Source organism: Tamlana crocina, assembly GCF_012037625.1.
On sequence record NZ_JAAVJS010000647.1, the window covers coordinates 1 to 327 of the forward strand.

Here is a 327-nt window from a genome sequence, read left to right on the forward strand (position 1 = left end):
TACCTTTCCATTTTTTTTCCGAAACTGTAGCGAAGGAAGAGCGGCATTCCGAAGATACTGATCTAAAACAGGCTTTAGATCATAGGATATTGCCGCATTAAAATAGTTCTCAGTTTCTTCTGTTGTTATGATCTTGTGACGGTAAGTTTCAGTGTAATCTTTTAAGGTTTTCCACCACAGCTCGTCATTGTCATAGATGCTGCGGATGGTGTTCAGCAGGTTTGCGCCCTTGGCATACATATCACCCGAGCCTTCATTGTTGACACCGTAATTTCCGCTTATAGGGTTTTTGTTCCCGATACCACCTCTTGTTCCCTGCAGGTACTC

At 43.1% G+C, this 327-nt stretch carries 1 pseudogene; it reads right to left on the reverse strand.

From position 1 onward, the window contains the following. A pseudogene (locus HC176_RS18420) lies at nucleotides 1-327 on the reverse strand (M1 family peptidase); the annotation flags it as partial.